We start from the raw sequence: 22583 nt of genomic DNA on the forward strand, positions 1-22583 counted from the left end.
TGGTTTTAAATAACTTCACATTCGACATTGCTAAGTGGAATACTCAGTTGTTTTTTAGGGTAAAATAAAAAGCATTGCTCCCCTGATTTTTGCAAGACAAACTTTTCTGAAGGGATGTTATGTGCGCCCATAATAGGCATGCCATCAGGACCTTTCTTCGTGCCGTGATCTATCAAAAGCTGTGCGCTTTTAGTAAATACATCATCCGCAAGAGTCACTAAAGGACCACCTTTTGCAGTTTGAATTGCTTGTTGCAGCTGGGTAACAATGCCCGGATTTACTCGTGTTAGGGTTGCATCTTGAGGCTCTAAAGCCTGTGTGCTGTTGCATCCGGTTAGTATTACTGCGCAAATAGCACTTAGCATGTATTTAGTCATTTGCGTCCCCTGTACTAGGCCAGGTTAAATCCATATTTGTGTTGTAAAGCGACTGAGGTATCTCAAGTGATAAACCAGTTTCGTTGCTTTGTGTATAGCTGGCAGGTTGTTGTTTTACATTTTGTGGCACTTCAGGGCAGCCATTATTTGTAATATGGTATAACGCCGTTGATAGTAGTGCTTCGTTTGTATCACCTAGTTGATGATCAAAGTCATCAGCAATAGGGCAGCCTTTAACATCAGCTGAAAACTGTGGTGCAGGGGTGGGTGTTAAACCATCTGAATATTCACCAAAGCCTTTGTAATTAGCACCACTAAACTGAATAGTATAGTAAGTGGTTGCACAGTTATGCGTAGGTGTAAAACCATAAGGTTTACCGCACGTTGTGTCGCCAATTAATACCACTTCAACATCAATCCCTTTTAAACCATTAATAAAGGCTTCAGAGGCAGAGCAAGTACCTGATGTGCTAAGGACATAAACTTTTGATAGGTTTAAATCAGGTAAGAGTATTTGTTTGCCTTCAAATGTTGAGTAATCAATTTCTTGATTAATGAATGACAAAGGTACTTCCTCTGGTAGCTTGTCATTCTGAATGGTTTGATAATAGTAAAAATCATCGGTGTTAGCAGGGCCAGCAACCATGTAAGCTAATTGTGACGACATGGCTAATAAACCACCGCCGTTGTATCTAAAATCGATGACTAATTCGTCGACTTGATCAGCCTTAAACTTATTAACGGCATCGATTAAACCTTCTTGCGCAATACCGATATGGCTATTGAACTGCATATAACCGACACGTGTATTGTTTTGTGTAGTAAACGTATTTACGTTCTGCACCGGGGTTTTTGCAATGTTACCTGCTGTAATGGAGATTGATTTTTCAGTCCCGTCATTACTGCGCACTCTAAAGTTGTGTGCTTCGCCAGCCGTTGGGCCAAACAAAATACTATTGAGCGAGTCAATTCCATCTTGAGTGTTGGTATCTATGCTTACATCATCAACAGAAAGAACGGTATCGCCACGTTGTATTCCTGCATTTTGTGCCGGTGAATTATCTTCAAGATAGGCAACTCTTAACACTCTTGGTGGCGTATTTGAAATAAATGACCAGTTAATGCCGTAACCTGATACCACGCCTGATTGTGCTTCTTTGTAAAAGTCTTCTGTTGGTTCGCTGTAATGAAAGTTATCTTTCTTAGCGCCAGAATCTGTGGTTTGCTCAGTTTTTAATTGTGCAAAATATGCCGCAACAGTATCAAAGCTTTCAGGGTTTTTGTCTGTGATCTCATCATACCAAAGATATGTTTCATCACTCCAAGAGCGCAACCACATTTTTTCTGTCAGGGTGGAGCCTGCTTTATCAGGGTATGGCTGGTTATTATTGTATGGATCGTTGCCTGTGCGTGGCACATCACATTGGTTTTTAAATGTACTTGATGGGTCAAATTCACCCGCAACCCATTCAACCTCATTAGACTGTGGTGGCGGTGTTACCACATTGGTAGAGTCTGTATCATTTGAATCTTTATTTAGGCTACCGCCGCCTCCACATGCTGTAATTGCAAGGCCAGAAAAAGCAATGAGAATAGCAGTAGAGATTCTTTTTTTATTAAACATACTTAGTTACGTTCCTGTAAATACTTGTTTCGAAAATATCAATACAGCCCAAGATAGGCAACAAAAAATATGTTTATAATGTAAACATTTGTAGAGTTAAAGATGCTGAGAGTTTTTGGTTTGCGCTAAACTCTGGTTTTGCCATGCTCTAAATAACTGTTGTTGCTTATTAGATATTTTTAATCCGTAGGTTTTTTGCATGTAAAAGTATGCATCTGCAATACGCTTTCGTGAATAAGCGGGTGGCTCAACAACTCGTTGTTTAAAGTTAACTTTTACCTGACAGTTACCATATTGTGTGGCGCTACCTGCAAGCATACCAAAGCGATAATTCGACCTATCAGCGTTAATCTCACCGATTGCAGGAGCAAGGTTATTAATATCGGCTTCCATTTTTCTAAATTGCGCACTGGTTTTCACGCAGTTTTTTCGCCCACCATTTTGCCAACATTGTAACTGGTGGCCAAATTCCCATGCAGGGACTATATGCTCCCATTCAATCCGAACGGCACGAGCATTGGGTTTACCTGAGCGTGTTACGGCATTGCGCGGTTGATAGCCACATGCTGAAGGATCAGGTATTAATTTTTTTCCTTGGCGTTTTATATCGCAGCCACAGTAAATGCTTTTGGCATCACTGGGTAACGTTTTTATTAAATGTCTTTTTGCCGTTGAGAAGCGAGTAAATTGCTCGCTGTGGAGGTTAAAGCTTGCAAGTGAAGCTATCAGCGCAATAATAAAATAAGGCATATCCAATCATTTTAGTGAACTACAGGATACGCCATTTTAGAGTTATTAATCTAATGGGTAAATAATGAATTATTAGGAGCTTATTCTAGATTGTTTACGGTTGCGCAAACGCACATTTTGAAACAATAAAACAAAGCCAGTTAAACAAAATAAGACACTGGTCGCAGAGAAGCTAATTAATAATGGATTATTAAAATCTTCGCGTTCATCGTAGTCCATTATGTGTAACATCCAAAAAAAGTCAAAAATTCGCCATATCGTGCTGCGAACTGTGATTACTTTACCACTATCTGCCCATAAATAGAGTGTTGTATTAAAAGTGTCGTTAAAACTCACTTGCCATATATTTTCTTTGTAGCCAACTTCTCGAGGCCCTGTTTCAAGTTTAATTATCCTATTAATCTCAGCGTCAATTAGTAGGTGGGCTTTTGCATTTGCAGCAATTTGTATTTTATTGGGGTTACTAAGTGGTTGCCCCGTTAACCCATTAAAATGCAGCGCTTTTGAGTCAGTTTTTAGCGTAATGATTGGGGTGTTTAAAAAATGAGAATAGGTAATCTGTTTAGGCTGTTTGACTTGAGCAACTATTTTGTCGAGCGATGCTGGGTAATCTGCCTGAGTAAATGGATTATCGATAGCTCGAGTTGCCAAATGTTTACCATGAACTTTTTCAAGCGGAATAGCGCTCATGACTAAACCACCTAACAGCCATGCAAGAATTTGCAAAGCAAGAATGTATCCAAGCCATTTATGACATTTACGAGCGTGCTTAAAAATACGTTTATTCATCAAGAACTCATTTGTTATTATTTTTTTGTGCAGTATTTTACAAAGTATACAGTGTTTGACCATGTGGCAAATTGTCGCATTAGGGCTAGCTACGTAGGTGATGGTCTAATTTGCAAGGGATAGGGTTTGGTATAAACGCAAATTTAGGTTAAAGTTTGCGTTGTAATTAACGCGGGGTAAAACAATAGCATGTCGGAAATTCAATTTTTAAATGTAGATCTAGAGCTTGAGTCTAAACAAGATATTAGTTCACTAGTGGCAGACTTAAAAAAAATTGCCACAGTTTTACACTATGACAAAGATGAGTATCGTCAATTAGCGCGTATTGAGGCGAATATTGAAGTGTCTACTCCAGATAAAGCCATTAACCATATGTGTGAATTAATTGAATCCTGTTCACGTAATGCATTAAAACAATGGCTAGCGTGCTCTCGGCGCACGTTTGATATAGGCTTTGAATCAGGCACTTCACCAAAATGTTTTAATCAAGCGTTGCAAGCGGATACGCTACTGCGAATATCTGCTATCGGTGCAGGCGTTGAGATAACGATTTACCCAATAGAAAGTTAATTTTTACGCTCAACCACTGCTGCGGTCATTCTTGATACGCAGCACAGCTCGCCTCGACTGTTTGTTATTTTAATTTCCCATACCGATGTCCGTTTACCTATGTGTATAGGCTTTGCAACAGCTGTAAGTATGCCATTTCGCGATGCTTTTAAGTGGTTTGCATTAATTTCTTGGCCTACACAGTAAAATTTTGTGAAATCAATAACAAAATTGGCTGCATAGCTGGCAACTGTTTCTGCAAGTACAACGTTTGCTCCTCCATGAACCATTCCAATAGGATTGTGGTGTGCAGGTATTGCAGGCATAGTTGCCACTAAATAGTCGTCGCCAATCTCAGTGATTTCTATACCCATGGTTTTCATTAATGTGCCTTGGCCATTAATGCCTTCATCAAGTTGTTTACACTGCGCTAGAGTGATTGGGTGATACCAAATAGTCATGGAATGTCCTCAATTATAAATTTAAAGCCAGTCTACACTTTTGTACACTTTCCTACAGTTAAGATCATCTAAATAGCTAAAATATACCTAATGTTACATTTTAGGAACGCATGATGAAAAAAGGAATAATGCTGTTAATTGGCTTTTTATCGTTATCCAGCTATGCAGATATCAATCATCAGGTTGATCTCGGGTTTACTGATTTAAGTGGTTTGGATAAAGCATTTTTAGGTGCGAGATACCGTTATTTTAGTGATGACTTAAATGTCTTATCGGGTCCTCAAGAGTTGAAAAGTCACTTGCACCGAGTGAACAATATTGCGTTAGGTGGCTTTGCGAATGACAACCTTTATTATATTACCAGTGATGCGACTTATTATTGGCAACATGGCTTAATTTTAGCGGCTGGCTTGCGGCATGTTGATGATGATGGCGGCCATAGGCAATCAGACAGCTCTTTAGTGACGGCCTCAATTGGAAACCAGGTAAATGATCAACTACAAATAGGCTTAACTGCTTTTTACAACTATTTTCAAGGGAGAGACTATTATTTAAAAGACAATGTAACGTCGGTTGAATGGAGTTATGCGCCGTATGTGCGTTGGACCAGCTTAACCAATAATAGAGGCTGGGATCTACAAGCTAAGCAGTTAGTTGGGCGCTATCGGTATGTTCAAGGGCGGGTAGCGTATTATATAAATCAAGAATGGTCAGTTGCTTTGGTCGCTAATGTTCGTGATCATGGCAATAATACTGATAACTATGAGTTGCAAACACAGTACTGGTTTAATGAGCATATAGCGTTAAAGTTTGGTTTAGGCGCATCTTTTAAATCTGATGATGGTTTAAATAGTGCCACTTTATTATTAAGTACTAGGTGGTAAACAAGAAGGGCTAAAGGTAACTAATTTAAAATTTGCGATTTTTAAATAACTGTATATACTCACAGTTAAATGTACTGTATGGAAAACCAGTTGTATGCGCCCATTAACGAATCGCCAAGCTCAAATTCTCGAACTCATTAAAGTATTTATCAAAGATACTGGGATGCCACCTACGCGCGCCGAAATAGCCCAGACCTTGGGTTTTAAAAGTGCCAATGCAGCTGAAGAACACTTAAAAGCACTTGCTAAAAAGGGTGTAATTAAAATGAAGCCCGGTGCCAGTCGTGGCATTCAGCTGGTAGAAGAGGATGAGCCAGAACAGTTAGGTTTGCCATTGATTGGCCGAGTTGCAGCTGGTGAACCAATACTTGCACAACAACATGTTGAAAGCCATTGTCAGATTGACCCTTTAATGTTCAAGCCAGCCGCTGATTTTTTACTGCGTGTTCAAGGTATGAGTATGAAAGACATTGGTATTATGGATGGTGATTTACTAGCAGTTCATCGAACACAAGTTGCTGAAAACGGCCAAGTAGTTGTTGCGCGTGTTGACGAAGACGTGACAGTTAAACGCATTGAAAAAGCAGGGAAGAAAGTTCTCTTACATGCTGAAAATGATGAGTTCAGTGCAATTGAGGTCGATCTTGAGCATGAATCATTTAATATTGAAGGGTTAGCGGTCGGCGTAATCCGTAACGCTGATTGGATGTAAGTGCGGGTTTACTGCACAAGCCAATGATAAACATTAAGCTTGTTTAGATAGTTACTGGCTTATTCAGCTTATGCTCAATGCACCAAATGAGTGAAATTTGGTGCTTTTATATTTTTTCAACTTTAGCTACTGTATCTCACACTTCTATGTAGCGTCTTAACCCTTATCATACCTTGTTATCCGCTAGTTTTAAGCCCTTACACTATTTCCCAAAAACAAAATAACGCCCTGATTTAACATTGTTATTTTTGCACCAAAATAGAATTTTATTTACTTAAAAACTTGCTAATTGTTTATTTTTTAACTAATTGGTTAATACGCTGTGTTAATTAGTGATCTTTTGCGTTGTAGCGTCTGAAGGCAAAAATATAACCAGTAACAATAAAAAATAACGAATTGGCGCGAATAAAGCAGTGCCGCCTCTTCGCTTTGCGTCTTGCAATAGCATCAAAAGGAGCTGTCACATGGGTAAATTGAGCTCTACCTTGTGGCTTATATTACTAATGCTTCCGCAGCAATTATTGGCAAACAGCCAATTTAATATGCGCGAAGGTGTAACCGATATAAGTAATAACGTTTATCAACTGCACATGACAATTTTTATAATATGTTGTGTGATTGGGGTGATTGTATTTGCCGTTATGTTTTGGGCATTAATACATCATCGTAAATCGAAAGGGGCGGTACCTGCCCAATTTCATGAAAGTACAAAAGTCGAGATACTTTGGACGGCAATTCCCTTTGTCATTCTTATAGCCATGGCAGTACCAGCCACTAAAACTTTAATAGCGATGGAGGATGCCAGTAAAGCTGACATCACTATAAAAGTGACGGGGTCGCAGTGGAAGTGGCATTATGAATACATGGGAGAAGATGTTGATTTTTATTCTATTCTTTCAACACCAAGTGACCAAATTGCAAATCAAGCTGAAAAAACGGATACCTATCTACTCGAGGTTGACAAACCTTTAGTGCTACCAATTAACAAAAAAATTCGTTTTTTAATGACCTCAGATGACGTTATTCATTCATGGTGGGTGCCTGACTTTGCTGTTAAGAAGGATGCCAATCCAGGCTTCATCAATGAGACATGGACCCGAATTAATGAAGAGGGTATTTACCGAGGTCAATGCGCTGAACTATGTGGCAAGGACCACGGTTTTATGCCAGTCGTAGTAGAGGCCAAGTCCGAGGCAGAATTTGATGTTTGGTTAGCCAATGCTAAGCAAGCTAAACAACAAGCTGCAGCTGCGGATGCAGCACTATTAGACCAAACCCTACCAAAAGAAGAGCTTATGGTATTGGGTGAGCAAGTATACATGGCTAGTTGCGCTGCCTGCCATCAACCCACAGGCATGGGATTACCCGGTGTTTTCCCTGCTCTTAAGGGAAGCCCTATCGTATTGGGAGATATTAAAGATCACATAGATATTGTTGTACAAGGTAGCCCAGGTACTGCCATGCAGGCGTTTGTAAAACAACTATCAATTAAACAGCTTGCCGCTGTTATTACCTATAAACGTAATGCGTGGGGTAACAATACAGGTGAAGTAGTTCAGCCAAGTGATATTCAGGCATGGATTGATGAAACTGCGGAGGCTAAGCCATGAGTAGCATAACAGACGAGCATAATAACGACGTTGCGCATCATGATGCGGGGCATCATCACCCAGCAAAGGGTTTTAAACGTTGGTTATTTACTACTAATCATAAAGACATTGGTAGTTTATATTTAATATTTTCACTTACCATGTTTTTAATTGGTGGTGCCATGGCTATGGTGATCCGTGCTGAATTATTTCAGCCTGGGTTACAGCTGGTCGACCCTCACTTCTTTAACCAAATGACCACGGTTCACGGGTTAATTATGGTGTTTGGAGCGGTGATGCCAGCATTTACTGGGTTGGCAAACTGGATGGTGCCCTTAATGATTGGCGCGCCGGATATGGCTCTACCTAGAATGAATAACTGGAGCTTTTGGATTTTACCTTTTGCGTTTTTGATTTTGTTAGCATCGTTGTTTATGCCAGGTGGTGGTCCTGCATTTGGGTGGACATTCTATGCGCCGCTTTCAACAACGTATAGTAATGATAATACCGCTTTATTTGTGTTCGCGGTGCATATAATGGGCATTAGCTCCATTATGGGTGCCATCAACGTGGTTGTAACTATCGTTAATATGCGTGCGCCTGGCATGACGTGGATGAAACTTCCGTTATTTGTTTGGACGTGGTTGATCACAGCGTTTTTATTGATAGCAGTAATGCCCGTGTTAGCCGGTGCAGTCACTATGGTATTAACTGATAAATACTTCGCAACCAGCTTTTTTGATGCTGCTGGTGGGGGCGATCCGGTTATGTTCCAGCATATTTTCTGGTTCTTCGGTCACCCTGAAGTGTACATTATGATATTGCCTGCATTTGGTATTATTTCGACGATAGTACCGACCTTTTCTCGTAAAAAGCTTTTTGGCTACGCCTCTATGGTGTACGCAACCTCCTCAATTGCGCTGCTAAGCTTTATTGTTTGGGCGCATCATATGTTCACGACGGGAATGCCTGTTGCAGCTGAGCTATTCTTTATGTATGCAACGATGCTGATATCGGTGCCTACTGGGGTAAAAGTGTTTAACTGGGTAGCCACCATGTGGCGAGGTTCTATCAGCTTTGAAGTACCCATGTTGTTCAGTATTGCGTTTATAGTGCTGTTTACTCTAGGTGGATTCTCAGGCTTGATGTTAGCTATTACACCTGCCGATTTTCAGTATCACGACACGTACTTTGTGGTGGCACATTTTCATTATGTGTTAGTGACCGGAGCCGTATTCTCGATAATGGCGGGTGCATACTACTGGCTGCCAAAATGGACGGGCAATATGTTTAATATAACCTTAGCTAAGTGGCACTTTTGGCTATCTTTGGTGAGTGTAAACGTGCTGTTCTTCCCAATGCATTTTGTGGGGCTGGCTGGTATGCCAAGACGGATCCCAGATTACGCGCTGCAATTTGCTGACTTTAACGCGATTATTAGTATTGGTGGCTTTGCCTTTGGGTTGTCGCAGTTACTATTTGTTGTTGTGGTTTATAAGTGCGCGAAAGGCGGTGACAAGGTGCCAGCAAAAGTGTGGGATGGTGCTGAAGGGTTGGAATGGGAAGTTGCATCGCCTGCGCCGTACCATACGTTCGAAACACCGCCGGAGATTAAATAATGACGCATGCGCCTTTGCTTAAACGACTGGTATTAATATGCATAGGCATGTTTGCTTTCGCTTTTGCTTTGGTGCCTTTATACGATGTTTTTTGCGATATCACAGGCTTAAATGGTAAGCCCTCTCTAGAGCAAGCACAGCAAAGTAACACCATTACTGATAATCGCGAAGTGGATGTTAGCTTTACAACACATGCTCAAAGTGGCGCGCCTTTTGAAGTGAAATCACATGAATACAGTGTGGTGGTAAAACCTGGTGCAATGCGAGAAGTATTGTTTAAGGCAAAAAACCTTAGCAACCAAGACAAAGTTATGCAGGCAGTTCCCTCAGTGTCACCGGGTAAAGCTGCTAAGTATCTTCATAAAATGGCGTGTTTTTGTTTTGACCAACAGCCGCTTAAAGCGGGAGAAGAAGTTGAGTTTAAACTCCTTTTTTATGTCGATACTGAGCTACCAAGTGATGTTGAAGAGTTAACTTTGTCGTACACCGTATTTGATATTAGTAGTCAATTTTTGGCTAGTAATTAGGAGCAAGTAAGATGAATCAAAATTACGAAAAATACTATGTACCAGATCAAAGCCCTTGGCCAATTGTGGGTGCTGTTGCGATGTTCTTAATCGCTGTAGGTGCTGCGCTAACTGTCATGCAAGCAAGTGAAGAGGGTGGTAATGGACATTACATATTGTACGGTGGCATTGCTATTTTACTCTATATGTTATTCAGCTGGTTTAAAAATGTGATTGAAGAATCGCATCAAGGTTTGTATTCAGCCCAGATGGACAGATCATTTCGCCAAGGGATGAGCTGGTTTATTTTCTCTGAAGTAATGTTTTTCATGGCTTTTTTTGGTGCATTATTTTATGCCCGAATGATATCTGTTCCTTGGTTAGGTGGCGCAGGTAACAATGCGATGACAAATGAAGTGCTATGGCCAACATTTGAAGCTGTATGGCCATTAGTGACTACGCCAGCTGGTGATACAACACAAGCAATGGGGTGGCTTGGACTACCTTTAATAAATACAGTCATACTGCTCATCTCATCTGTGACGCTGCATTTTGCCCATGTGGCAATGGAAAATAATAAACGAGGTCCGTTAAAAGTTTTTTTGGGTGCCACTATTTTACTTGGGGTTGTGTTTTTAGGCTTACAGGTTGAAGAGTATATCCATGCTTATCAAGATCTAGGGTTAACCTTAGACTCGGGTGTTTATGGCAATACATTTTTCTTGTTGACCGGGTTTCATGGTATGCATGTGACATTGGGTACAATTATTTTACTAGTTGTATTCTTTAGAATATTAAAAGGCCATTTTAGCCCCAAAAAGCACTTTGCTTTTCAAGCTGCTGCTTGGTACTGGCATTTTGTTGATGTAGTTTGGTTGTGTTTATTTGTGTTTGTATATGTGTTGTAGGATTTACATTCGGGTTGATATAGCCAAGTTTAAATGCGGCAATGACAACAAAAAGTACAACGACAGAAAATAGCACGCGACGGCCTAAATAATGAGACATAGGCCGTCCTTTATCACGACCAGAGACCATAATAAATAACGCACGAAATAAGTTAAAAAGTATAAACAATAACAACAGTACAATAATAATTTTTATAATCACTGGGTTCACCTTTATGCAGTTAGTTTTATGGCGTAAACAAAAGCTTAGCTCAATTTTCATCGTTTGCGTGGTGTTAGTTGTGGTATTCGTATGTTTGCGTTTGAGTTATTGGCAAATACAGCGTGCAGAAACGAAAAAGTTGCAGCTTGCACATATTGAGAGTGTGCAAGACCAGGGGGTTATGCAATGGTCTCAAGTGCAGGCATTACCAGTTACTTGGAATAAAACTGGTATAAAAGTCACTTTTACTGGTCGGCTCGAAAGTCAGTATTATTGGTTGCTGGATAATCAAATATACCAAGGACAAGTAGGCTACGATGTGCTTACTTTATTTACACCAACAGGCAGTAAAATCCCCATTGTTGTTAACTTAGGGTGGGTAAAAGCACCTCTCACACGTCAACAGCTTCCAACCGTTAATCTGCCAAAGCAGCCTATAGAAATGACAGTACAATTAAAACAAGGACACCTCTCAGGTTTTACCTTAGAAAATAGTGATGCAGCTCAGTCAGATGGTTGGCCTAAGCGAATTCAAAATATTGATTTAGAAGCTTTCTCTAAACAAGCAGGAACATTAATGGCTGATTTTATTGGCTATCGGCAAGGCGCAGGAGATGAGCTAGGTATACCGCATTATCAAGCTGTTGTAATGAGCCCGCAAAAACATTATGGCTATGCGGTGCAGTGGCTGTTAATTGGTTTAGCGTGTATTGGGGTTGCTGTATTTGCAAGTAAAAAGAAGGATTTAAAATGAAAAATAAACCGATGATCATATTTATAGGGTGCTGTTTGGTGCCATTAATTATGGCGTATTTATCACTGAAGTTTGAGTGGATCACTCCCGCTATCAGTAACAATGGCGAGTTTTTAGCGACTGAAATAAAGCTAAAAGAGTGGCAAGAATCAGAGCATAAGCAATGGACAATTGCACTTAATCACCCACAGCAGTGCTCGCAAGCATGCACTGAGCAATTAAATGCAATGGATAACTTATATGTCGCACTGGGTAAAAACCAAGGCAAAGTAGACATGGTGATTTTAGGAGAACCAAAAGAAACCGCAACATCATGGCGACAATTAGCAGAAACAGATCAGCTTGAGCCTGCAAGTTTATATCTAATTGATCACATGGGTTTAGTTGTTTTGCATTACCCATATAAGCAAGAACCACAACAAAACCGCTTAACACAAAAGGGGCTATTAAAAGACTTAAAAAAGTTACTCAATTATTCGCGCTCAAGCTAATGCCATTAAAAGGGGCTGATGATGTATAAAAATTATAAAAACTTAGTGGTAGCAACCTTCTTTTTATCTATCGTGGTTGTAGGGTTAGGCGCTTATACGCGCTTAAGTGATGCAGGATTGGGGTGCCCTGATTGGCCAGGCTGTTATGGCTTTTTAACAGTGCCAAAACATGAAGCAGATTTAGCACATGTTGAACAAACTTACCCTGATATGATGTTCGAAACAGCAAAAGCTTGGAAAGAAATGATCCATCGCTACTTTGCTGGCAGCTTGGGATTATTGATTTTAGCGTTGTTTATTTTCGCGTTCATTCAACGCAAGCATTCGCAATCCCCCGTAAAATTACCCTTTTTTTTATTAGTCTTAGTTATATTTCAAGCAGCGTTAGGTATGTGGACTGTTACGATGAATCTACAGCCCCTTATTGTAATGGGTCACTTATTAGGCGGCTTTAGTATTTTGTCATTAGTCGCTTTGTTGTATTTAAGGCTAACCGCTAAACCCATAGAGGGAGGAGATGCACCTGCACGGCGTCATTTTAACTTAAGCCTAGTCGCATTGGTTGTATTGATTATTCAAATTGCATTAGGGGGCTGGCTGGCGGCAAATTATGCTGCACCACATTGCAACGGGTTACCACTGTGTAGTTATGGGCAACCCTTTTCTCTAAGCAGTGTGTTTCAACTTCCGTTAGAACACAGTACGTATGAATATGGCGTGCTGTCACAGCAAGCAAGGATGTCGATTCATTTGTTGCACCGAATTTGGGCTTTAGTGACATGTGTTGTGCTTGCGCTCGTAATGTGGCGAATTTATAGCCATGCCTTATCAGCAAAAATTAAACATTGCACGATCACTGTATTGGTTGCGTTAGTGTGTCAAATAAGTTTAGGGCTGGCTGTTGTGCATTGGCATTTTCCATTAGGGGTAGCGCTGGCACATAATTTAATGGCTGCCATACTATTAATTACGCTTATTCGTTTATGTTTCTATTTAAAAGCACGTAGCTAGGAGGCTGTTATGGCACAATCATTAACAATAACAAAAGTCACACCTCATCAACTATCTGATTTATTGAAAGATTATTTGGCAATTAGTAAATTTAAAGTAGTGGCAATGCTGGTTTTAACTGCTTGGGTGGGCCTGGCACTTGCCCCTGATGTGGGTCGAGGGATTGCTGTACAATTTATTAGTTTATTGGGCATAGGTCTGTTGTCAGCTGCCGCTGCGGTGATAAACCATGTAGTGGATAGTGAAATTGATAGCAAAATGGCACGTACGCGTCATCGCCCAGTGGCGAAAGGGCGTTTATCAAAACGGCACGCTCTTTCTTTTGCGGCAGTCATTGGTGTGAGCGGTTTTGTGATGCTGGTTATTTGGGCTAATCTGCTTACCGCTGTACTAACACTTTTTGCGCTGGTGGGTTATGCCTTTATTTATACGTCGTTTTTAAAACGGGCTACACCACAAAATATAGTTATTGGTGGGCTTGCCGGTGCAATGCCCCCTTTATTGGGTTGGGTGTCTGAAACAGGTCAAATGGCGGCTGCACCTTGGTTATTGGTGATGATAATATTTACGTGGACGCCGCCGCATTTTTGGGCATTGGCCATTGCACGTAAAAGTGACTATGAACGTGCTAAAATCCCTATGCTGCCCGTTACACATGGTATTGAATTTAGTAAAACGTGTGTCATCGCTTACTCTATTTTATTAGCATTAGTGTGCGTACTACCCTATTTGATAGGCATGTCTGGAGAGATTTACTTAACCGCTTCTAGCTTATTAAACGCAGTCTTCATTTATAAAGCAATTAAATTAAAAGTAGCACCTGAAGAGGGAACTGCGATGGATCTATTTCGTTTTTCAATTATTCATTTGATGTTACTCTTCATAGCCTTATTTGCTGATAAATGGCTAGTTATATGAAAATATGGGTATTAAAGTTTGGTCTATCAATAACGGTGGTTTTATGTTTTCTGTTATTGGTAGGTTGTAGTGATAAGAGCAAGCCAGACGTAGATGCATTAGTTTATGAAACTGCAAAACCACTAAGTGAATTTTCATTAAATGATCAACACAATAGTGAAGTGACAAACGCTAATTTTGAGGGACAGTGGAACCTCGTATTTTTGGGATATACCAGTTGCCCAGATATTTGCCCACTCACGTTAGCAAAATTAAACGCAGTTCATAAATCACTGAGTGATCAGTACGTATTGCAAATATGGTTTTTATCGGTTGATCCAAAACGTGATACTGCCAAGAAGAGAAAAGCCTACATAGACTATTTTAATCCTAACTTTTTAGCTGTATCAGGAGAGCATAAAGCACTGTTCCCGTTTGTAAGAGAACTTGGGCTTATTTATGCCATTAGTGATAGTACAGAACAAGAATACGCCGTAGATCATAGCGCATCAGTTGCATTGGTTGATTCAACTGGGGCTGTAAGGGCAATATTCAAACCTGAGTTTAAGCAAGGAAGTGTGCCACTGATAAACACCAAAAAAATGCTCAAGGAATTTAAAATAATTGCAGATTATTACGAGTAAACATTCCATAACGTCTATTAAAAAATATAAAAGGAGCGGATAGCTCCTTTTTTGCATTTACGCTATTAGAAAAACAAATTTACTATTTTTTTGATGCATTTATGGCATTTTCAGTAAGTCCGTCTAAGCTTTTGTAATGGATTGGTAAAACACGCAAAGTACAAAGAATATGATCAAACTTCCAGCGGAATTAGCGATTAACCAAGTTGAAGTCTTACACCAAGATTTATTAAATGAATTAAGCGGCAATGATGATGTTTGTTTAGATATAAGCGATGTTACTCGTGCAGATACAGCGTCAGTTCAATTACTTTGTTCTTTACAAAAACATTTACTATCAGTGCAGCATAAAATTATTTGGGTTGGCCAAAGTGATGCGCTAAAAGGTGTTATTACCCAGTTGGGTTTAAGTGAATATTTAGTACTCGATAATGCAGATTAAGAGGTTTATATGAAAAGAATTTTAGCTGTGGATGACTCTGCGTCGATGCGTCAAATGGTTGGCTTTACATTAAAAAAAGCAGGGTTTGATGTGACGGAAGCGAAAGATGGAAGCGAAGCTTTAAGTATTGCCAAGCAGCAAGGTTTTGATGCCGTTATTTCGGATGTAAATATGCCCGTAATGGACGGTATTACTTTAATACGAGAATTACGCACTCTCCCGAATTATAAATTTACCCCATTATTGATGCTTACTACAGAGTCTGGAATGGATAAGAAAGTAGAAGGCAAAGCTGCAGGTGCGACGGGTTGGATAGTCAAACCTTTTAACCCAGAGCAATTATTAGCAGTATTAAAAAAAGTGATTCGCTAATCTAGGGAGCGGGGCATGAGTATAGATTTAAGTCAATTTTTTGAAGTTTTTTTCGAAGAAAGCTTTGAAGGCTTGGATGCCATGGAAGCAGAATTACTAAATTTAGTTCCCGGCGAAGAAGATTCAGAAGCAATAAACACAATATTTCGTGCTGCTCATTCAATTAAAGGAGGCAGTGGTACATTTGGTTTTAACTCGGTCGCAGATTTTACACATGTATTAGAAACGCTTTTGGATCAAATTCGTGATGGATCTCGCCCTCTTACCGCCGAGCATGTCAATTTATTACTTAAGTCTATCGATTGTTTGCGAGCTTTATTAAGTGCCTTGCAAGCAGAGCAAGAGCCAGACCTAAGCGAATCTATAGAGCTACGTCAAAAGTTCGAACACATCCTTGAATTGGATGAAAGCTCAAATGATGAATCAACAAATAGTTCTGAACAGCAAGCAGAGTTAAATACATTTCAAATTGACTTTAAGCCACATCATCACCTATTTAAAACAGGTAATGAACCGCTTTATATGGTGAGTGAACTAGCCGAGCTCGGTGATTTAGATGTAGTTGTTTTTCATAACGAAGTACCTGACATTAAGGAGCTTGCACCGGATGATTGTTATTTATCATGGCGCTTTTTCCTTAATACTGAAAAACCTGAAACTGCAATAAAAGAAGTATTTGAATGGGTGGAAGATGATGCAGATATTACCATAAGTCTATGCGGAGGTTTATTTGAAGATTTAGACGATAACGCTGTTGAAAGTGAAGATAAGAATGAATCTCAACCAGCTGATACTTCACCTAAAGCGGCAACAGCAGTCAAAGCTAAACCTAGCACCTCTGCAAAAGTTCAAAGTCCAGGGGCATCAACTTCAGAGTCAACCTCTATTCGTGTGGGGATAGATAAAGTTGATTCGTTAATCAATATGGTAGGCGAGCTTGTTATCACGCAAGCTATGTTAAGCCAGCTTGGCGAACAGGAAGTTACAGAAGCAACGTTTGCCTCCTTACAAGAAGGGTTAGCGCAATTAGCTCACAACACTCGAGATCTCCAAGAGAGTGTAATGGGCATTCGAATGTTGCCAATCAGTTTTGTATTTAGTCGATTTCCTCGATTGGTTAGAGACATCTCGCAAAAATTAAATAAGCAAGTTGAATTGAAATTACTGGGTGAGCAGACTGAGCTTGATAAAACTGTAATGGAAAAAATATCAGACCCAATGGTGCACTTAGTTAGAAACTCCCTAGACCATGGTTTAGAAACAGTTGATCAAAGAATAGCCGCAGGAAAAGACCCTGTTGGTGTTGTAACACTAAATGCATTTCACCAAGGCGGCAATATCGTTATTGAAATTATGGATGATGGACAAGGACTTAATACGCAAAAAATAAAAGAAAAAGCGATTGCTAATGGGGTGATTTCTGAGACTGACGAATTATCAGATAAAGAAATAAATGAGCTTATTTTTGTAGCAGGGTTTTCAACTGCCGACGCGGTGAGTGACTTATCAGGCCGAGGGGTAGGTATGGATGTTGTGAGGCGTAATATAGAGTCACTTAACGGCTCTGTAGAAGTGGCATCAGCGCCTGGCGTAGGTTCAACTTTTACTATTCGCTTGCCATTAACACTTGCAATTTTGGATGGACAACTCGTTAAAGTTGCAAAGCATACTTATATTATCCCGCTTATTTCGATTGTAGAGTCGTTACAGATTGATGTAACAAAAGTGAGCCGAGTAGGTAAAGACCTTGATGTATTAAGGCTTCGTGATGAGTACATCCCTATTTTGCGGTTATACAACATTTTTAAACATCAAGGGGCGATTGAAACATTAGATAAAACGCTATTAGTCGTAGTTGAGAGTGACAACCAAAAAATTGGACTGTTGGTGGATGATTTATTATCACAGCAGCAAGTGGTCATCAAAAGCTTAGAAGCCAATTATCAGAAAGTTGATGGTGTCTCAGGTGCCACAATTTTAGGTGATGGCAGAGTGTCACTGATAGTAGATATTAGCGGATTAATAAAAATGTCAGGGCTCAGAAAGCCAGGTAGCCAAGAATTAATTATTGAATCGCAAGCTAATTTGGAGGCGTCATGAGCGCTTTGCTGAATGAGTTAAATAGCAATTTGACCCTTGAAGAAGAGCAAGGGGTTAGGCAATTTTTAACTTTTATTATGGCCGAAGAAGAGTATGGGGTTGATATTTTAACGGTGAAAGAAATCCGCAGTTGGGAAGAAATAACCGTTATTCCTAATGCTCCAGATTATGTTCAAGGAGTCATTAATATTCGAGGCACCATAGTACCAATCTTAGATTTGCGATTACGATTTGGTTTGCCAAGAATCGAGTATGGCGCACTAACAGTAGTGATTGTAATAAAGGTCGATTTAGGGCAGAAAACAAAAATAATGGGCATGGTTGTTGATGCGGTATCTGATGTTTATAGCATTATTGAAAAAAACGCCAAAATGGTTCCAACATTTACAGATTCAGATAATTCAGAATTTGTTGCAGGACTGGTTAATGTTGGTGAAAAGATGGTTGCGTTATTAGATCTGAAAAAAACGATGGATATTTAACTGTTCATTTTAGTTAATTAAGTAATAAAAGGTGATGGGCATGGGGTGGTTTAGTAATTCAAAGCAGCCAAAATCAGAAAATGATTTAGTAATAGCTGCATTAAAAAAATCATTGGCTGTTATTGAGTTCGAGCCAAACGGCACAGTGATAACAGCAAATAATAACTTTTTAGATATGATGGGTTATCGCCTAGAAGAGCTACAAGGCCAAAACCATAGTGTGTTTATTAGAGCTAGTGAAACAGAAGAGAATCAAAGTAAATCGATTTGGCAGCGAGTGAAAAGCGGCGAGTCAGTTAACGGTGAATTTAGCTTATTAGCCAATGATGAAAAGGAGATTTGGCTTCAGGCAAATTACAGCCCTGTTATAGATGAGCAGGGAAATGTTACTAAAATAGTTCTACTCGCATCAGATATTACTGCCCTTAAAAAAGAAACAGTGGACGCCACAAGTAAAGTACAAGCCATTAATAGGTCTCAAGCGGTTATAGAATTCAATTTAGATGGCAGCATTATTACGGCTAATGATAATTTTTTAGCAACCGTCGGTTATAGCTTATCTGAAATACAAGGCAAGCATCACAGTCTGTTTGTTGATCCTGACTATGCAAAATCTGAGGAGTATCAAAAGTTTTGGCAAAAACTAGGGAGTGGTAATTTTGACTCAGGTGAATACCTTCGCGTTGGTAAAGGTGGTAAAAAAGTTTGGATACAAGCGTCATATAACCCTATTTTTGACCAAAAAGGTAATCCGGTTAAGGTCATTAAATATGCGAGTGATATTTCCGATCAAAAAGCAATTTCTGAAAAAGCACGTGTCAGTGCTGATTTAGCGAGTGCTTTAAAAGTATGCCAAGCTAATGTAATGATTGCTGATAATGATCTTAAAATCATATTTGTGAATGAAGAAGTTAGAAAAATGCTCAGCGCCAGAGAGACACAATTAAAAACGGTTCTACCGAGTTTCTCAGTGGCTAATTTAATTGGCACATGTGTTGATGATTTTCACAAGCAGGCATCCCATCAACGCCACCTTTTAAAAGAGTTGAAGCAACCGCATCATGCCCGATTAACGTTAGCAGGGCTGATCTTTGAGTTGATCGCAACGCCTTGGGTAAATGACGATGGAAGGCGGTTAGGGACGATTGTTGAATGGCAGGATATCACTGAAAGTGAACATAAAGCGCAAGAGGAAGAAAAGAGTGCGCAAGAAAACTTACGGGTTCGTCGTGCACTAGATCGAGTCGCCACAAACACCATGATTGCCGATGCAGAAAACAACATAATTTACCTCAATGAAGCCGTCACTAATATGATGCGTGCTGCTGAGTCGGACTTACGCAAAGATTTACCGAATTTTGATAGTAGCAAGTTATTGGGTCAAAATATCGATGTTTTCCATAAGAATCCTGCACATCAAAGGGGGCTATTAAACACGTTATCGACCACCTACCGAGCTGAAATCTTAGTGGGAGGAAGAACATTTGGACTTGTTGCCAACCCTATATTCACGCCAGAAAAAGAGCGTATTGGAACGGTTGTCGAATGGGTCGATCGCACTGATGAAGTGGCGATAGAGAAAGAAATTAACGATCTTATTAAAGCGGCTGGGTCTGGCGAATTAAACAGTCGTATAAATGAAGAAGATAAAGCAGGGTTTTTTAAACGATTATCGGTTGGTTTGAATAGCTTGGTGAGTATTGTTGATGACGCTGTGGCCGATACAGGTCAAATGCTCAGCGCAATGGCGACGGGAGACTTATCCAAGCGAATAGAGAAAGACTACCAAGGGTCTTTTGATAAGCTGAAACAAGATGCCAACGCAACGGCTGATAAGCTCACTGAGGTTATGCATCGGATTAATTCATCGGCAACTTTGGTAGCAAGTGGAGCTGAAGAAATTTCACAGGGCAACACTGATTTAAGTCAACGTACAGAGGAGCAAGCATCTTCGTTGGAAGAAACGGCTTCAAGCATGGAAGAAATGACAAGTACAGTACGCCAAAATGCGGATAACGCTAAAGTGGCCAATGGACTTGCCGAAGAAACCAGAGATAAAGCATTAGAAGGCGGCGAAGTGGTTAATCGCGCTGTTGCGAGTATGTCAGCGATTAATGAATCGAGTAAAAAAATTGCCGATATAATCAGTGTTATTGACGAAATCGCATTCCAAACTAATCTGCTTGCACTGAATGCGGCTGTCGAGGCGGCTCGAGCAGGTGAGCAAGGGCGGGGCTTTGCGGTGGTTGCTGGTGAAGTTAGAAATCTTGCTCAGCGCTCAGCAGGTGCAGCCAAAGAGATTAAAGAGCTAATCAGAGATAGCGTTGGTAAAGTTGAGGATGGCACATTATTGGTGAATGAATCCGGCGCTACATTGCAAGAAATTGTAAGTTCTGTTCAGAAAGTGACAGAGATGATTTCTGATATTGCGCAAGCATCAGAAGAGCAAAGTTCAGGTATTGAGCAGGTCAACAAAGCGATATCTCAAATGGACGAAATGACTCAGCAAAATGCCGCGCTAGTCGAAGAGGCGTCTGCCGCTGGAGAGTCTATGGCAGAGCAGGCAAATGATATGCGTCGCTTGTTAAATTTCTTTTCTTTGAATCAACAAGAGTCATCAACGATAACGACATCATCAGTGATTGAAACACCTAAAGGTCACAGTCGTAATATTCGTAGTGCGCCTCGAGGTAATGACTTTGCTGATTCATCAGATGAATGGGAAGAGTTCTAACTTTTTGACCGGCATTAGAGGTTTTTAATGCCGGTCTTTTAACTATCGATAAGTTCAAAGCTGAAACGTATTATATTTTGTGGCATTCATTTTACTTGAGTAGTTTATGCGTACTTTTCATAAGTTACCTTCGCAGTGAATGCTGTTTACTTAGGTAAATCAAAGCGTACATGGCAAGTTGAAAGTCACCTTATTTCATAAATGGGTTTTTCGACTCAATTTAGTCATTATAGTGTGAGTATGTGCAATGAAAGAGTTTTTATTGACGGACAGTGATTTTAAAAAAATTGCATCACTCGTCTACAACGCATGCGGGATTGTATTGGGTGACCATAAAAGAGAAATGGTTTATTCGCGCTTAGCTCGGCGTATTCGCACTTTGAATTTGGCTAATTTTAAGCAATATTTAGAATATTTAGAGACGCATAAAGAACAAGAGTTTAGTGACTTTATCAATGCGATAACGACAAATTTAACCTCCTTTTTTCGTGAACCCCATCATTTTGAATACCTCAAATCAGAGGTAGTCCCTAAACTACTACTAGCTAATCGAGCGTCTAAGCGTGTAAGAGTATGGTCTGCTGGTTGCTCTACTGGCGAAGAACCTTACACCTTAGCTATGACGTTAGAGGGGTTATTTCCAAGTGGGTGGGATGTTAAAATCTTAGCCACCGATCTTGATTCTAATGTACTGAGTAAAGCGCAGTACGGCAGTTACACGGCTGCTAACGTAAATGGACTTGAATCTCATCATTTAAAGCGTTGGTTTTTGAAAAGTAAAAATGGTGAATCTTACAAAGTTAAACCTGAACTGCAAAAAAAAGTACATTTTAAACGACTAAATTTGTTACAGCAGTGGCCAATGAAAGGTTCATTTGATGTGATCTTTTGTCGCAATGTGGTTATTTATTTTGATAAGGAAACTAAAGATCAATTGTTTAAGCGTTATTGTGACATTCTAGCACCCCGTGGCCACTTATTCTTAGGTCACTCAGAGAGTATGGGTAAAGAGCACAATGAATTTAAAAACTTAGGTAAAACAATGTATCAAAAGGTAGCGGATGAATAGTCAATTTAAAACCGTGCTACCAGGTTTTGAGCACGTAAAACGATTTTGGGATGCGGGGCAAAAACAAGTTATTGTTAAAGTATTGCCGGGTGAATTTTATGTCTCTAAAAATGAAGAGTTGATCAGTACTGTACTTGGTTCTTGTATTGCTGCGTGTGTTTATGATGAACGATTAGGTATTGGCGGGATGAATCACTTTATGCTTCCAGCAGAGAAAGGGGTTGATCAAACCAGTGCCCACAGTTTAAATTGTCGTTATGGAAACTGGGCCATGGAATTCTTGATAAATGAAATTCTTAAAAATGGTGGTTCCAAAAAAAACTTAAAAGTTAAACTGTTTGGTGGCGGTAAGATCATACGTTCCATGACAGACATAGGTTTAGGTAATATTCGTTTTGCATACTCTTATGTGCAAGAAGAAGGATTAGACCTTGTTTCTCATGATGTCGGCGGCCCTTGGCCCAGAAAGGTTGTATTTAATCCCCAAACAGGCAAAGCGCAAGTAAAAAAACTACGTGAAATGCACAGTGATGCATTAGAAAAACGTGAAGTGCGATACCTGCATGATATAGAAAAACAAGACTCGAAAACAGATATCGAGCTGTTTTAGGAGATCG

Annotated in this window: 25 protein-coding genes; 19 read left to right on the top strand and 6 right to left on the bottom strand. The window is 39.9% G+C overall.

The genetic code is table 11. The features are described 5' to 3' along the window. Window positions 1-5: 5 nt before the first annotated feature. The 4 genes from ACFI4Z_RS10900 to ACFI4Z_RS10915 all read right to left on the bottom strand — a co-directional run bounded on the left by ACFI4Z_RS10900 (window position 6) and on the right by ACFI4Z_RS10915 (window position 3540). Window positions 6-377, bottom strand: coding sequence for a hypothetical protein (locus ACFI4Z_RS10900; protein WP_462670619.1), 372 nt, complete (start codon window positions 375-377; stop codon window positions 6-8). Then, complete coding sequence (locus ACFI4Z_RS10905; RefSeq protein WP_462670620.1) at window positions 370-2001, bottom strand: S41 family peptidase; 1632 nt, start codon at window positions 1999-2001, stop codon at window positions 370-372. The genes ACFI4Z_RS10900 and ACFI4Z_RS10905 overlap by 8 nt, the downstream gene beginning before the upstream one ends. A 96-nt stretch (window positions 2002-2097) precedes the next feature. Next, the gene (locus ACFI4Z_RS10910) at window positions 2098-2751 is read right to left on the bottom strand and encodes an endonuclease (protein WP_462670621.1); all 654 of its coding nucleotides are present in this window, start codon (window positions 2749-2751) and stop codon (window positions 2098-2100) included. Between the two features lie 72 nt (window positions 2752-2823). Further along, window positions 2824-3540 carry a hypothetical protein gene (locus ACFI4Z_RS10915; RefSeq protein ID WP_462670622.1) on the bottom strand — a complete coding sequence of 239 codons (717 nt, stop codon included), beginning with the start codon at window positions 3538-3540 and terminating at the stop codon, window positions 2824-2826. A gap of 189 nt (window positions 3541-3729) precedes the next feature. Here ACFI4Z_RS10915 and ACFI4Z_RS10920 point away from each other — a divergent pair, with 189 nt between their 5' ends. Further along, complete coding sequence (locus ACFI4Z_RS10920) at window positions 3730-4110, top strand: hypothetical protein (RefSeq protein ID WP_462670623.1); 381 nt, start codon at window positions 3730-3732, stop codon at window positions 4108-4110. On the opposite strand, the gene ACFI4Z_RS10925 is transcribed toward ACFI4Z_RS10920, so the two are convergent. Then, window positions 4107-4550: a PaaI family thioesterase gene (locus ACFI4Z_RS10925; protein ID WP_462670624.1), complete on the bottom strand. Its 444-nt coding sequence runs from the start codon at window positions 4548-4550 to the stop codon at window positions 4107-4109. The genes ACFI4Z_RS10920 and ACFI4Z_RS10925 overlap by 4 nt on opposite strands. A gap of 113 nt (window positions 4551-4663) precedes the next feature. Here ACFI4Z_RS10925 and ACFI4Z_RS10930 point away from each other — a divergent pair, with 113 nt between their 5' ends. The 6 genes from ACFI4Z_RS10930 (at window position 4664) to ACFI4Z_RS10955 (ending at window position 10768) form a co-directional block, all read left to right on the top strand. Continuing rightward, on the top strand, window positions 4664-5434 hold the full coding sequence (locus tag ACFI4Z_RS10930; RefSeq protein WP_462670625.1) for a hypothetical protein: 771 nt from the start codon (window positions 4664-4666) through the stop codon (window positions 5432-5434). Window positions 5435-5528: 94 nt separating this feature from the next. Beyond that, window positions 5529-6146 carry a transcriptional repressor LexA gene (lexA, locus tag ACFI4Z_RS10935; protein ID WP_462670626.1) on the top strand — a complete coding sequence of 206 codons (618 nt, stop codon included), beginning with the start codon at window positions 5529-5531 and terminating at the stop codon, window positions 6144-6146. Between the two features lie 464 nt (window positions 6147-6610). Further along, entirely contained in the window at window positions 6611-7756 is a 1146-nt protein-coding gene (gene coxB / locus ACFI4Z_RS10940; RefSeq protein WP_462670627.1) for a cytochrome c oxidase subunit II, read from the top strand. Continuing rightward, window positions 7753-9354: a cytochrome c oxidase subunit I gene (gene ctaD / locus ACFI4Z_RS10945; protein WP_462670628.1), complete on the top strand. Its 1602-nt coding sequence runs from the start codon at window positions 7753-7755 to the stop codon at window positions 9352-9354. The genes coxB and ctaD overlap by 4 nt, the downstream gene beginning before the upstream one ends. Then, window positions 9354-9881 (top strand): cytochrome c oxidase assembly protein, encoded by a 528-nt coding sequence (locus ACFI4Z_RS10950; RefSeq protein ID WP_462670629.1) that lies wholly within the window; start codon window positions 9354-9356, stop codon window positions 9879-9881. The genes ctaD and ACFI4Z_RS10950 overlap by 1 nt, the downstream gene beginning before the upstream one ends. Window positions 9882-9892: 11 nt before the next feature. Beyond that, the gene (locus ACFI4Z_RS10955; RefSeq protein WP_099295531.1) at window positions 9893-10768 is read left to right on the top strand and encodes a cytochrome c oxidase subunit 3; all 876 of its coding nucleotides are present in this window, start codon (window positions 9893-9895) and stop codon (window positions 10766-10768) included. On the opposite strand, the gene ACFI4Z_RS10960 is transcribed toward ACFI4Z_RS10955, so the two are convergent. Continuing rightward, window positions 10668-11030: a DUF2909 family protein gene (locus tag ACFI4Z_RS10960; RefSeq protein WP_462670630.1), complete on the bottom strand. Its 363-nt coding sequence runs from the start codon at window positions 11028-11030 to the stop codon at window positions 10668-10670. The two genes, ACFI4Z_RS10955 and ACFI4Z_RS10960, sit on opposite strands and share 101 nt — an antisense overlap. On the opposite strand from ACFI4Z_RS10960, the gene ACFI4Z_RS10965 reads away from it, so the two are divergent. The 12 genes from ACFI4Z_RS10965 (at window position 10984) to cheD (ending at window position 22576) form a co-directional block, all read left to right on the top strand. Then, a complete protein-coding gene (locus tag ACFI4Z_RS10965; protein ID WP_462670631.1) occupies window positions 10984-11724 on the top strand; it encodes an SURF1 family protein in 741 nt (246 codons plus the stop codon). The two genes, ACFI4Z_RS10960 and ACFI4Z_RS10965, sit on opposite strands and share 47 nt — an antisense overlap. Then, window positions 11721-12215, top strand: coding sequence for a transmembrane cytochrome oxidase associated protein (locus tag ACFI4Z_RS10970; protein ID WP_462670632.1), 495 nt, complete (start codon window positions 11721-11723; stop codon window positions 12213-12215). Before ACFI4Z_RS10965 ends, ACFI4Z_RS10970 begins: the two co-directional genes overlap by 4 nt. A gap of 21 nt (window positions 12216-12236) precedes the next feature. Next, entirely contained in the window at window positions 12237-13226 is a 990-nt protein-coding gene (locus ACFI4Z_RS10975) for a COX15/CtaA family protein (protein WP_462670722.1), read from the top strand. Between the two features lie 9 nt (window positions 13227-13235). Beyond that, window positions 13236-14144 (top strand): heme o synthase, encoded by a 909-nt coding sequence (gene cyoE, locus ACFI4Z_RS10980; RefSeq protein WP_462670633.1) that lies wholly within the window; start codon window positions 13236-13238, stop codon window positions 14142-14144. Continuing rightward, a complete protein-coding gene (locus ACFI4Z_RS10985; protein ID WP_462670634.1) occupies window positions 14141-14767 on the top strand; it encodes an SCO family protein in 627 nt (208 codons plus the stop codon). The genes cyoE and ACFI4Z_RS10985 overlap by 4 nt, the downstream gene beginning before the upstream one ends. Before the next feature lie 169 nt (window positions 14768-14936). Continuing rightward, window positions 14937-15209: an STAS domain-containing protein gene (locus tag ACFI4Z_RS10990; protein WP_462670635.1), complete on the top strand. Its 273-nt coding sequence runs from the start codon at window positions 14937-14939 to the stop codon at window positions 15207-15209. Window positions 15210-15218: 9 nt separating this feature from the next. Beyond that, entirely contained in the window at window positions 15219-15581 is a 363-nt protein-coding gene (locus ACFI4Z_RS10995; protein WP_058561442.1) for a response regulator, read from the top strand. A 15-nt stretch (window positions 15582-15596) separates the two neighbouring features. Further along, window positions 15597-17681, top strand: a complete 2085-nt coding sequence (locus tag ACFI4Z_RS11000; protein ID WP_462670636.1) for a chemotaxis protein CheA — start codon at window positions 15597-15599, stop codon at window positions 17679-17681. Next, entirely contained in the window at window positions 17678-18163 is a 486-nt protein-coding gene (locus tag ACFI4Z_RS11005) for a chemotaxis protein CheW (RefSeq protein WP_099295540.1), read from the top strand. The genes ACFI4Z_RS11000 and ACFI4Z_RS11005 overlap by 4 nt, the downstream gene beginning before the upstream one ends. Window positions 18164-18203: 40 nt before the next feature. Beyond that, window positions 18204-20897, top strand: coding sequence for a methyl-accepting chemotaxis protein (locus tag ACFI4Z_RS11010; protein WP_462670637.1), 2694 nt, complete (start codon window positions 18204-18206; stop codon window positions 20895-20897). A gap of 247 nt (window positions 20898-21144) precedes the next feature. Continuing rightward, window positions 21145-21966, top strand: a complete 822-nt coding sequence (locus tag ACFI4Z_RS11015; RefSeq protein WP_462670638.1) for a CheR family methyltransferase — start codon at window positions 21145-21147, stop codon at window positions 21964-21966. Then, window positions 21959-22576 carry a chemoreceptor glutamine deamidase CheD gene (gene cheD, locus ACFI4Z_RS11020; RefSeq protein ID WP_462670639.1) on the top strand — a complete coding sequence of 206 codons (618 nt, stop codon included), beginning with the start codon at window positions 21959-21961 and terminating at the stop codon, window positions 22574-22576. Before ACFI4Z_RS11015 ends, cheD begins: the two co-directional genes overlap by 8 nt. Window positions 22577-22583 lie beyond the last annotated feature (7 nt).

Source organism: Pseudoalteromonas sp. RWi3 (assembly GCF_054960735.1).

What these genes read in the sequence shown, in the direction of transcription:
- ACFI4Z_RS10995 (WP_058561442.1), top strand. Translation starts at nt 15,219, where the DNA reads ATGAAAAGAATTTTAGCTGTGGATGACTCTGCGTCGATGCGTCAAATG.
- ACFI4Z_RS10910 (WP_462670621.1), bottom strand. Translation starts at nt 2,751, where the DNA reads ATGCCTTATTTTATTATTGCGCTGATAGCTTCACTTGCAAGCTTTAAC.
- ACFI4Z_RS10930 (WP_462670625.1), top strand. Translation starts at nt 4,664, where the DNA reads ATGAAAAAAGGAATAATGCTGTTAATTGGCTTTTTATCGTTATCCAGC.
- ACFI4Z_RS10970 (WP_462670632.1), top strand. Translation starts at nt 11,721, where the DNA reads ATGAAAAATAAACCGATGATCATATTTATAGGGTGCTGTTTGGTGCCA.
- ACFI4Z_RS11005 (WP_099295540.1), top strand. Translation starts at nt 17,678, where the DNA reads ATGAGCGCTTTGCTGAATGAGTTAAATAGCAATTTGACCCTTGAAGAA.
- ACFI4Z_RS10960 (WP_462670630.1), bottom strand. Translation starts at nt 11,030, where the DNA reads ATGAAAATTGAGCTAAGCTTTTGTTTACGCCATAAAACTAACTGCATA.
- ACFI4Z_RS10955 (WP_099295531.1), top strand. Translation starts at nt 9,893, where the DNA reads ATGAATCAAAATTACGAAAAATACTATGTACCAGATCAAAGCCCTTGG.
- ACFI4Z_RS10900 (WP_462670619.1), bottom strand. Translation starts at nt 377, where the DNA reads ATGACTAAATACATGCTAAGTGCTATTTGCGCAGTAATACTAACCGGA.
- ACFI4Z_RS10905 (WP_462670620.1), bottom strand. Translation starts at nt 2,001, where the DNA reads ATGTTTAATAAAAAAAGAATCTCTACTGCTATTCTCATTGCTTTTTCT.
- ACFI4Z_RS11000 (WP_462670636.1), top strand. Translation starts at nt 15,597, where the DNA reads ATGAGTATAGATTTAAGTCAATTTTTTGAAGTTTTTTTCGAAGAAAGC.
- lexA (WP_462670626.1), top strand. Translation starts at nt 5,529, where the DNA reads ATGCGCCCATTAACGAATCGCCAAGCTCAAATTCTCGAACTCATTAAA.
- ACFI4Z_RS10920 (WP_462670623.1), top strand. Translation starts at nt 3,730, where the DNA reads ATGTCGGAAATTCAATTTTTAAATGTAGATCTAGAGCTTGAGTCTAAA.
- ACFI4Z_RS10985 (WP_462670634.1), top strand. Translation starts at nt 14,141, where the DNA reads ATGAAAATATGGGTATTAAAGTTTGGTCTATCAATAACGGTGGTTTTA.
- cyoE (WP_462670633.1), top strand. Translation starts at nt 13,236, where the DNA reads ATGGCACAATCATTAACAATAACAAAAGTCACACCTCATCAACTATCT.
- ACFI4Z_RS10975 (WP_462670722.1), top strand. Translation starts at nt 12,237, where the DNA reads ATGTATAAAAATTATAAAAACTTAGTGGTAGCAACCTTCTTTTTATCT.
- ctaD (WP_462670628.1), top strand. Translation starts at nt 7,753, where the DNA reads ATGAGTAGCATAACAGACGAGCATAATAACGACGTTGCGCATCATGAT.
- ACFI4Z_RS11010 (WP_462670637.1), top strand. Translation starts at nt 18,204, where the DNA reads ATGGGGTGGTTTAGTAATTCAAAGCAGCCAAAATCAGAAAATGATTTA.
- ACFI4Z_RS10925 (WP_462670624.1), bottom strand. Translation starts at nt 4,550, where the DNA reads ATGACTATTTGGTATCACCCAATCACTCTAGCGCAGTGTAAACAACTT.
- coxB (WP_462670627.1), top strand. Translation starts at nt 6,611, where the DNA reads ATGGGTAAATTGAGCTCTACCTTGTGGCTTATATTACTAATGCTTCCG.
- ACFI4Z_RS10950 (WP_462670629.1), top strand. Translation starts at nt 9,354, where the DNA reads ATGACGCATGCGCCTTTGCTTAAACGACTGGTATTAATATGCATAGGC.
- cheD (WP_462670639.1), top strand. Translation starts at nt 21,959, where the DNA reads ATGAATAGTCAATTTAAAACCGTGCTACCAGGTTTTGAGCACGTAAAA.
- ACFI4Z_RS11015 (WP_462670638.1), top strand. Translation starts at nt 21,145, where the DNA reads ATGAAAGAGTTTTTATTGACGGACAGTGATTTTAAAAAAATTGCATCA.
- ACFI4Z_RS10915 (WP_462670622.1), bottom strand. Translation starts at nt 3,540, where the DNA reads ATGAATAAACGTATTTTTAAGCACGCTCGTAAATGTCATAAATGGCTT.
- ACFI4Z_RS10990 (WP_462670635.1), top strand. Translation starts at nt 14,937, where the DNA reads ATGATCAAACTTCCAGCGGAATTAGCGATTAACCAAGTTGAAGTCTTA.
- ACFI4Z_RS10965 (WP_462670631.1), top strand. Translation starts at nt 10,984, where the DNA reads ATGCAGTTAGTTTTATGGCGTAAACAAAAGCTTAGCTCAATTTTCATC.